This is a genomic window from Roseitalea sp. (genome assembly GCF_984466335.1).
On record NZ_CFIFWG010000126.1, the window covers coordinates 1 to 9,564 of the forward strand.

Consider the following 9,564-nt stretch of genomic DNA (forward strand, 5'->3'; position numbering starts at 1 on the left):
CTACGGGGTCGGCCGGCGCCATGTCCGGACGGTCGGCGGCGAGGCCCGCACCTCGCTTGCGGTCTATGAGAGCCGGCTTGCCGATCACCAGACGGTCATCTACCGCAACGGCGCCGCCGATTTCGAGATGAACATGGCCGATGTCGAGGTGGTCGATTACGCCGCCTTCGGCGCGATGGTCACCGCCGGCACCGTGTTCGCCGCCGAGCCCTCGCGCACGGCTGCCTTCCGCGCCATGGAACTGGCGCGGAAGGCCGGCCTGCCGGTGATCTTCGACATCGATTACCGCCCCTATTCCTGGCCCTCGCCGGCGATCGCCGCCGACATTCTGTCGCGCGCGGGCGCCAGCGCCGACATGATCGTCGGCAATGACGAGGAATTCGGCTTCATGGCCGGCGCCATCGACAAGGGGCTCGACAAGGCGCGCGCGCTTGCCCGCGCCGGCGCGGCGATGATCGTCTACAAGATGGGCCCGCAAGGCGCGATCACGCTGGCCGAGGAGCGGGAAATCCGCACCGGCATCTACCGGGTCGACGCGCTCAAGCCGACCGGCGCGGGAGACAGCTTCATGGCCGGCCTGCTGGCTTCGCTCGCCGACGGCCATGCGACCGAGGACAGCGTGATGCGCGGTTCGGCCTGCGCGGCCATCGTCGTTTCAAGGCCCGGCTGCGCGCCCGCCATGCCCTATCCGGACGAGCTTGAGGCGTTTCTCGCCGCCCACCCCGGCCCGTCGGACGTTGAAAGGAAGACCCATGCACATTCCGCCCTATGACAATAACAACAGGCCGATCGTGGACGCGGACAATGATTGCGTGCCGCTCAACTATTTCAACATCGTCAAGCTGCAAAAGGGCGAGCGCTTCGCCTATGCCGTGCCGGGCTACGAGACCTGCATCGTGCCGGCGACCGGAACGGTCGATGTGCGCATCGGCAGCTTCGAGGCCAAGGCGCTGGGCGGGCGCGGTGCCGATGTCTGGGACGGCGAGCCCGAGGGCGTCTACGTGCCGACCGGCATCGAGGCGCAGATGGTGTGCGTTTCCGACCGCGCCGAACTGTTCGTCGCCGGCGCGAGGTTCGATCAGGTGTTCGAACCGTTCGCCGTGCGCGCCGACGAGCTCGATATCGTGCAATATGGCTCCGACGACACCAAGACGCACCGCAAGATCAAGCATGTTCTGGGTCAGAAGCAGCATGGCCGGGTCGGCCGGCTGCTGGTCAGCGAGCTCTACACGGTCGGCAAGGGCGGCTGGTCGGGCTTTCCCAGCCACAAGCACGACACCGACCGCCGGGTGGGCGGGGCCATGGAAGAGACGCGGCACGACGAGACCTACAATTTCCGCTTCCGGCCGAACCACGGCATGGGCGTGCAGGTGCTGCAAAGAGAGGGCGATGCGGTCGGCGCGGCCTATCATCTGGTCGACGGCTCGACCGTGTGTCTCGACAAGGGCTACCACCCCTGCGCGGTGATGCCGGGCTATGAGATGTATTATTTCACCATTCTGGGCGGGCTGAGCCAGCGCTCGCTGGTGCAATATTTCCAGCCCGCCCATGCCGAGCAGTTGCACACCATCCCCGGCATCATGGACATGGTCGCCAAGTTCAAGTGAGCCCGATCCGATGACCGTCGCCACACTGGCCGAAGTGCTACAGCCGGCATTGGCCGGTCGCTATGCCGTCGCGGGCCTGGTCTGCCTGGGCTGGGAGGAGATGCGCGCCTATGTGGCCGCCGCCGAGGCCGAGGGCGCGCCGGTGATCCTTCAGGCCGGCCCCTCCTGCCGCGAGCACACGCCGCTGCCGGTGCTCGGCGCGATGTTCCGCCATCTGGCCGAGAACGCGTCCGTGCCGGTCGTCGCCCATCTCGACCATGGTTACACGTTCGAAGAGTGTCGCATCGCGCGCGAATCCGGCTTCACCTCGCTGATGTATGACGGCTCGCGCAAGCCCTTGACTCGAAATATCGAGGAAACGGCGCAAGTGGCTGAACTGGCGCATGAAGCCGGCCTGTCCTGCGAGGGCGAGATCGGCTTTGTCGGCTATGATGGCGGCGCCGCTTCGGCCGGCACCGACCCCGACGAGGCGGCGCGGTTCGCGCGCGAGAGCGGCGTCGATGCGATGGCGATCTCGGTCGGCAACGTCCATCTGCAACAGGAACGCCGGGGCGGGCTCGACGAGGGCCGCATCGGCGCCATCGAGGCGGTGACCGACATTGCGCTCGTCATCCATGGCGGCTCGGGCGTGCCGCTGGAACAGCGCGCGAAACTGGCGCGAACGTCTGCGATCTGCAAGTTCAACATCGGCACGGAACTGCGCATGGCCTTCGGCGCCGCGCTGCGCGAGGCGGTCAATGCCGATCCGGACCGGTTCGACCGCGTGCAGCTCCTCAAGCAAACCCACCATCCCGTCGAACGGGCGGCGCGACTGGCCATTCGCGCGATCAGCCGCCCCGACGAAGCTCTGGGCGAGGCCGATTGATGCTGAACATCGGACTTCTGGGCTGCGGCCGCATCGGCCAGGTGCATGCGCGCAGCCTCAAGCACATGGACGAGGCGCGCGCCGTCGCGGTCGCCGACGCGGTGCCCGAGGCCGCCGCCGCGCTCGCCGGCGAGGTTGGCGCCAAGGCCATGGATGCCGACGCGCTGATCGCCAGCGCCGATGTCGATGCCGTGGTGATCGGCACGCCGACCGACACCCATTTCGATCTGATCCACGGAGCGGCCGCCGCCGGCAAGGCGATCTTCTGCGAAAAGCCGGTCGACATGTCGGTGGCGCGCATCCGCCAATGCCTGAAGGCGGTCGCCGCCGCCGGCGTGCCCTTCATGACCGGCTTTCAGCGCCGGTTCGACCCGAACTTCGCGCTTTTGAAGGCGCGGATCGCCGAGGGCGCCATCGGCGATGTGGAAATGGTCACCATCCTGTCACGCGATCCGGCACCGCCTCCCATCGGCTATGTCAGATCGTCGGGCGGCATCTTCTGCGACATGACGATCCACGATTTCGACATGGCGCGTTTTCTGCTCGGCGAGGAGCCGGTCGAACTGTTCGCGGCGGGAAGCTGCCTCATCGATCCGCAGATCGGCGATGCCGGCGATGCCGACACCGCCATGGTCACGCTGAAGACCGCCTCGGGCAGACTGTGCCAGATTTCCAACTCGCGGCGGGCGAGCTACGGGTATGATCAGCGCGTGGAAGCGCACGGCTCGAAGGGCATGGTCCGCGCCCGCAACCAGCGCGAGCACCAGGTGGAGCTGGCCAATGCCGATGGCTTCACCGCCGCCCCGGCCCAGCACTTCTTCCTCGAACGTTACACCGAGGCATACCGGCGCGAGATGGTCCACTTCGTGGAGGCGGTCACGGCCGGCCATCCGCCCAGCCCCTCCGGCGAGGACGGCCTGCGCGCCCAGGCGATCGCCGATGCGGCGACCCGCTCGCACCGGACCGGCCAGCCGGTCACGATCGGCCCGTGAACGCGAGGCCGACGACCGCGATCAACAGGCCATGAGCCCGCCGCGCTTGACCCGGCCCGCGAATTGGCCAAAGTTGCACAGCGTCGCGTTGGGAGAATCCGGCTTTGCCGGTGCCGAAGGAGCAACCGCCCCGGTAAACTCTCAGGCCCCAGGACCATCGCGGCGGAAAACTCTGGAGAGCGGTCGGGGCTTCGGCCCGCGGCCCGCCGACGGGATAACGATCTCAGGCACACGGACAGAGGGGGCATCATCGGGCGCGCCGCGCCCATGCGATGATGCCGGATCGCCGGCGGAACCTGGGAAGACGCATGCCGGAGCTTGAACAGACAGCGCTTTTTGACCTGCACGTCGAACTCGGCGCCAGGATGGTGCCCTTCGCGGGCTACCGGATGCCGGTGCAGTATGGCCTCGGCGTGATGAAGGAACATCTGCACACCCGCGCGGCGGCCGGCCTGTTCGATGTCGGCCATATGGGTCAGGTGATCCTGCGCGGCGCCGATGCGGCCGCCCGGCTCGAAACGCTGGTGCCGGCCGACATTGCCGGCCTCGGGCGGGGCCGCCAGCGCTACGGCCTGTTCACCGACGCCGATGGCGGCATCCTGGACGATCTGATGATCGCCAATCGCGGCGACCATCTGTTCCTGGTCGTCAATGCCGCGCGCAAGGCGGCCGACATCGCCCACATGCGCGCCAACCTCGCCTGCGCCGTCGAACCGGTCGAGGACCGTGCGCTTCTGGCGTTGCAGGGGCCGGCGGCCGAGGCGGTTCTGGCCGCAATCGCGCCGGCGGCAGCCGGCATGCGGTTCATGGATGCGATCGTAACGGACGGCGCCTATGGCGAACTGTGGATATCGCGCTCGGGCTACACCGGCGAGGACGGGTTCGAAGTCTCCCTCGCCAATGGCCGGGCCGAAGCGTTCGCCCGCGCGCTGCTCGCCGACGACAGGGTCGAACCGATCGGCCTTGGCGCGCGCGACAGCCTGCGGCTCGAAGCGGGCCTGTGCCTTTACGGCAACGACATCGACACGACGACAAGTCCCGTCGAAGCGGCGCTGAACTGGGCGATCCACAAGGCGCGGCGGCCGGGCGGCGAACGCCAGGGCGGCTTTCCCGGCGCCGAACGCATCGCGACCGAACTCGCGGACGGCGCATCGCGGCGCCGTGTGGGCCTGCTGCCCGAAGGGCGGGCGCCGATGCGCGAGGGCACGCAACTGTTCGAGACCGAAACGGCGGCCGAACCGGTCGGCCATGTCACGTCGGGGGCCTTCGGGCCGTCGGTCGAACGGCCGGTCTCCATGGGCTATGTGCCGGCCGCCCTTTCGGAGCCGGGAACCGGCCTGTTCGGCGAAGTGCGCGGCAAGCGCCTGCCCGTGACCGTCGCCGACCTGCCCTTCAAGCCTTCAACCTACAAACGCTAACAGGACCAAGGACCATGAAATTCACCGAAGACCATGAGTGGCTGCGCGCCGAAGGCGATGTCTTCATCGTCGGCGTGACCGATTATGCCGCCGAACAGTTGGGCGATGTCGTCTTCGTCGAACTGCCCGAGGAAGGCGCCGAGGTGAAGAAGGATGACGAGATCGTCGTCATCGAGAGCGTCAAGGTCGCCTCGGACATCAAGGCGCCGGTCGACGGCACCATCGTCGCGGTCAACGACAAGCTCGCCGAGGCGCCCGCGCTCGTCAACGAGGACCCGCTCGGCGAGGGCTGGTTCTTCAAGATGCGCGTCAACGATCCGGCCGCCGTCGACGGCCTGATGGACGAGGCCGCCTACCGGGCGATGATCGCCTGACCCCCGCAACCAACCGGACCGAGACCATGCCGTTCAGCCCGACCGACTACGAGCCCTACGACTTCGCCAACCGCCGCCATATCGGACCCTCGCCCGAGGAGATGGCCGACATGCTCAAGGTCGTCGGCGCGGACAGCCTGGACGCGCTGATCGACGAGACGGTTCCCGCCTCGATCCGCCAGTCCGAGCCGCTCGACTTCGGCCCGGCCAAGTCCGAACACGAACTGCTCTGGCACATGCGCCAGATCGCCAGGAAGAACCGCGTCTTCACCTCGATGATCGGCCAGGGCTATCACGGCACCGTCACCCCGCCCGCGATCCAGCGCAACATCCTCGAAAACCCGGCCTGGTACACCGCCTACACGCCCTACCAGCCCGAAATCAGCCAGGGACGGCTGGAAGCGCTGCTCAACTTCCAGACGATGGTCTGCGATCTGACCGGCCTGCCGGTCGCCAACGCCTCGCTGCTCGACGAGGCGACGGCCGCCGCCGAGGCCATGGCGATGGCGCTGCGCACGTCGCGATCGAAGGCCCGGCGCTTCTTCGTCGATGAAAACTGCCATCCGCAGAACATCGCCGTCATGCGCACGCGGGCCGAACCGCTCGGCATCGAGATCGTCACCGGCGCGCCCGGGGCGCTCGACGCCGAAACCGTGTTCGGCGGGATCTTCCAGTATCCGGGCACGTTCGGCGACCTGCGCGATTTCTCCGCCCAGATGCGGGCGCTCAAGGCCGCAAGGGCCGTCGGCATCGTGATCGCCGACCCGATGGCGCTCACGCTGCTCAAGGAGCCTGGCGCGATGGGCGCGGACATCGCCGTCGGCTCGACCCAGCGCTTCGGCGTGCCGATGGGGTTCGGCGGCCCGCACGCCGCCTACATCGCCTGCGCCGACGCGCTCAAGCGCGCCCTGCCCGGCCGGCTGGTCGGCGTTTCCATCGATGCGCACGGCAATCAGGCATACCGGCTGGCGCTTCAGACCCGCGAGCAGCACATCCGCCGCGAGAAAGCCACCTCCAATGTGTGCACCGCCCAGGCGCTGCTGGCGGTGATGGCCGGCTTTTACGCCGTCTTTCACGGCCCCAGGGGCCTCAAGGCCATCGCCCAGCGCATCCACGGCCGCATGGTGCGGGTCGCCGAGACGCTGCGCGCGGCCGGCTTCGCCGTCGAACAGGAGACCTATTTCGACACGATCACGATCCGCGTCGGCGCGATGCAGCCGGTCATCATGCAGGCCGCCCTCGACCGGCGGATCAATCTGCGCCGCATCGGCGAGGGCCGGATCGGGATCACGCTGGACGAGACGACCCGGCCCGAGACCATCGGCCGCCTGCTCAGCGCCTTCGGGCTCGCCGGGGACGCCGCCGACGGCCATGCGGGCGTCCGCCTGCCCGAGGCGCTGCTGCGCCAGACCGGCTATCTTTCCCACCCGGTGTTCCAGATGAACCGCGCCGAGACGGAGATGATGCGCTACATGCGCCGGCTCGCCGACCGCGATCTGGCGCTCGACCGGGCGATGATCCCGCTCGGCTCGTGCACGATGAAGCTCAATTCGGCGGCCGAGATGATGCCAGTCACCTGGCCCGAATTCGCCAACATCCACCCCTATGCCCCGGCCGGCCAGACCGAGGGCTATCGCGCGCTGATCGGCGATCTCGCCGACAGGCTGTGCGCCATCACCGGCTATGACGCCATGTCCATGCAGCCCAATTCGGGCGCGCAGGGCGAATATGCCGGGCTGATGACGATCCGCGCCTGGCACAAGGCGCGCGGCGAGGATCGTCGCGACGTCTGCCTGATCCCGATCTCGGCGCACGGCACCAACCCCGCCTCGGCCCAGATGGCCGGCATGCAGGTGGTGGTGGTGAAATCGCGCGAGAACGGCGACGTCGATCTCGACGATTTTCGCGCCAGGGCGGCCGAGGCCGGCGACCGGCTCGCCGCCTGCATGATCACCTACCCGTCGACCCATGGCGTGTTCGAGGAGACGGTCCGCGAAGTCTGCGCCGTCACCCATGAGCATGGCGGCCAGGTCTATCTGGACGGGGCGAACCTGAACGCCATGGTCGGCCTGTCCAAGCCCGGCGAAATCGGCGCCGACGTCAGCCATCTGAACCTGCACAAGACATTCTGCATCCCCCATGGGGGCGGCGGGCCGGGCATGGGTCCGATCGGCGTCAGGGCTCATCTTGCGCCATACCTGCCGGGCGATCCGGTTTCGGGCGAAGGCGCGGTGAACGCGGCGCCGTTCGGATCGGCCTCGATCCTGCCGATCTCCTGGGCCTATATCCAGATGATGGGCGGCGACGGGCTGACCCAGGCGACCAAGGTGGCGATCCTCAACGCCAACTACATCGCAAAGCGCCTCGAAGGCGCCTACGACATATTGTTCAAGGGCCGGAACGGGCGCATCGCCCATGAGTGCATCCTCGACACGCGCCCCTTCATGAGGGATGCCGGTGTGAGCGTCGACGACATCGCAAAGAGGCTGATCGACTCGGGCTTTCACGCGCCGACCATGAGCTGGCCCGTCGCCGGCACGCTGATGGTCGAGCCGACCGAAAGCGAGACCAAGGCGGAACTGGACCGGTTCTGCGAGGCGATGGTGTCGATCCGCAGCGAGATCGCCCGGATCGAGGCCGGCGAGATGGACGCCGACGACAATCCGCTCAGACGCGCGCCGCACACGACCGCCGACCTGATCGCCGACTGGGACCGGCCCTACAGCCGCGAGCAGGGCTGCTTTCCGGCCGGCAGCTTCCGCGTCGACAAATACTGGCCGCCGGTGGGCCGCATCGACAACGCCTATGGCGACCGCAACCTCGTTTGCACCTGCCCGCCGGTCGAGGACTACAGGGAGGCGGCCGAGTAGCGCCCGGCCGCCGGGCCGGTCAGCCCACAACCGGCGCGGCGAACCGGCGCAGGCGCAGCGCGTTGGCGAGCACGAACAGGCTCGACAGCGCCATCGCGCCGGCGGCCAGCATGGGCGACAGGAGCAGGCCGAAGAGCGGGTAGAGCGCGCCGGCCGCAACGGGGATCAGCGCGACATTGTAGGCGAACGCCCAGAACAGGTTCTGGCGGATGTTGGCCAGCGTCGCCCTGGACAGCACGATGGCGTTCGGCACGCCGCGCGGGTTTCCCGACATCAGCACCAGATCGGCCGCCTCGATGGCGATGTCCGTGCCGGTGCCGATGGCGATGCCGATATCGGCTTCGGCCAGCGCCGGCGCGTCGTTGATGCCGTCGCCGACGAAGGCGAGCGTTCCGTGCCCGGCCTTGAGCCGCCTTATCGCATCCACCTTGCCGCCCGGCAGCACCCCGGCGACCACCGTGTCGATGCCGAGCCGCCTGGCGATCGCCCGGGCGGCGCGGCGATCGTCGCCGGTGACCATGGCGACCTTCAGGCCCATGCCGCGCAGCGCGGCGACCGCCCCGGGCGCGGTCCGCTTGACCGGATCGGCGACCGCAACGATGGCGGCGAGCTGGCCCCCGATGGCCGCATAGAGCGGGCTCTTGCCCTCATCGGCCAGCCGCGCGGCGGTCCCGGCGAAGGGGCCCACATCGTGGCCCAGTTCCGCCATGTAGCGGTCCGCGCCGATCTCGACCCGCACGCCGTCGACCTTGGCGAACGCGCCAAGGCCGGTGAGCGAACCGAAGCCCGCCGCGCGCGGGACGGCGAGCCCCCGGCCCTCGGCCGCCGCGACGATGGCGCGCGCGACCGGATGCTCGGACATGGCCTCGACCGCGGCGAGCGCGGCAAGCACATCGTCGGCGCCGAAGCCCTCGGCCGGCTCCAGGTCCGTCAGCGCCGGCCTGCCCTCGGTGAGCGTGCCGGTCTTGTCGAAGGCGACGAGCCCGGCCTTGCCGAGCGTTTGCAGCGCCTCTCCCTTGCGGAACAGGATGCCCGCTTCCGCGCCGCGCCCCATGCTCACCATGATCGAGGTCGGCATCGCCAGCCCCATCGCGCAGGGGCAGGCGACGATCAGCACCGCGACGGCGTTGACGAGAGCAAATGTCAGCGCCGGCGCCGGCCCCAGGATCAGCCAGGCAAGGAAGGTCAGGGCGGCGATGCCCATCACCGCCGGCACGAAGAAGAGCGTCACCCGGTCGACCAGCGCCTGGACCGGCAGCTTGGCGCCCTGCGCCTGTTCGACCATGGCGACGATCCGGGCGAGCATCGTCGGCACGACCATCGCATTGGTGATCCGCTCACGTCGGACGGTGTCCAACCAGGCGTCGGCCTCGAACCTCGGCAGGTACACGACCCGCCGGCCGGCGAACCGGTGTTGCGGCCGGACGCGGTCGACGAA

The 9,564-nt window shown here is 68.8% G+C and carries 8 protein-coding genes and 1 riboswitch; of the genes, 7 read left to right on the plus strand and 1 reads right to left on the minus strand.

Going from position 1 to position 9,564, the window contains the following annotated elements; all coding sequences use genetic code 11:
- The 7 genes from AC5E6L_RS11475 to gcvP all read left to right on the plus strand — a co-directional run.
- Window positions 1-772: PfkB family carbohydrate kinase (locus AC5E6L_RS11475; protein WP_491773409.1), on the plus strand; the 772-nt coding region annotated here is incomplete at its 5' end.
- A complete protein-coding gene (locus AC5E6L_RS11480) occupies window positions 753-1,607 on the plus strand; it encodes a 5-deoxy-glucuronate isomerase (protein ID WP_491773411.1) in 855 nt (284 codons plus the stop codon). The genes AC5E6L_RS11475 and AC5E6L_RS11480, both read left to right, overlap by 20 nt.
- A 10-nt stretch (window positions 1,608-1,617) precedes the next feature.
- Complete coding sequence (locus tag AC5E6L_RS11485; protein ID WP_491229534.1) at window positions 1,618-2,472, plus strand: class II fructose-bisphosphate aldolase; 855 nt, start codon at window positions 1,618-1,620, stop codon at window positions 2,470-2,472.
- Window positions 2,472-3,464 carry an inositol 2-dehydrogenase gene (iolG, locus tag AC5E6L_RS11490; protein ID WP_491229535.1) on the plus strand — a complete coding sequence of 331 codons (993 nt, stop codon included), beginning with the start codon at window positions 2,472-2,474 and terminating at the stop codon, window positions 3,462-3,464. Before AC5E6L_RS11485 ends, iolG begins: the two co-directional genes overlap by 1 nt.
- 79 nt (window positions 3,465-3,543) lie before the next feature.
- A riboswitch (glycine riboswitch) is annotated at window positions 3,544-3,631 on the plus strand.
- A gap of 141 nt (window positions 3,632-3,772) precedes the next feature.
- Complete coding sequence (gcvT, locus tag AC5E6L_RS11495; protein WP_491773414.1) at window positions 3,773-4,882, plus strand: glycine cleavage system aminomethyltransferase GcvT; 1,110 nt, start codon at window positions 3,773-3,775, stop codon at window positions 4,880-4,882.
- A 14-nt stretch (window positions 4,883-4,896) separates the two neighbouring features.
- Entirely contained in the window at window positions 4,897-5,256 is a 360-nt protein-coding gene (gene gcvH / locus AC5E6L_RS11500) for a glycine cleavage system protein GcvH (RefSeq protein WP_491229537.1), read from the plus strand.
- Between the two features lie 26 nt (window positions 5,257-5,282).
- Window positions 5,283-8,126, plus strand: a complete 2,844-nt coding sequence (gene gcvP / locus AC5E6L_RS11505; RefSeq protein WP_491773416.1) for an aminomethyl-transferring glycine dehydrogenase — start codon at window positions 5,283-5,285, stop codon at window positions 8,124-8,126.
- Window positions 8,127-8,145: 19 nt separating this feature from the next.
- Here the strand turns inward: gcvP and AC5E6L_RS11510 are convergent.
- On the minus strand, window positions 8,146-9,564 hold a 1,419-nt coding region (locus AC5E6L_RS11510), incomplete at its 5' end, for a heavy metal translocating P-type ATPase (protein ID WP_491773418.1).

What these genes read in the sequence shown, in the direction of transcription:
- iolG (WP_491229535.1), top strand. Translation starts at nt 2,472, where the DNA reads ATGCTGAACATCGGACTTCTGGGCTGCGGCCGCATCGGCCAGGTGCAT.
- gcvT (WP_491773414.1), top strand. Translation starts at nt 3,773, where the DNA reads ATGCCGGAGCTTGAACAGACAGCGCTTTTTGACCTGCACGTCGAACTC.
- AC5E6L_RS11485 (WP_491229534.1), top strand. Translation starts at nt 1,618, where the DNA reads ATGACCGTCGCCACACTGGCCGAAGTGCTACAGCCGGCATTGGCCGGT.
- AC5E6L_RS11480 (WP_491773411.1), top strand. Translation starts at nt 753, where the DNA reads ATGCACATTCCGCCCTATGACAATAACAACAGGCCGATCGTGGACGCG.
- gcvH (WP_491229537.1), top strand. Translation starts at nt 4,897, where the DNA reads ATGAAATTCACCGAAGACCATGAGTGGCTGCGCGCCGAAGGCGATGTC.
- gcvP (WP_491773416.1), top strand. Translation starts at nt 5,283, where the DNA reads ATGCCGTTCAGCCCGACCGACTACGAGCCCTACGACTTCGCCAACCGC.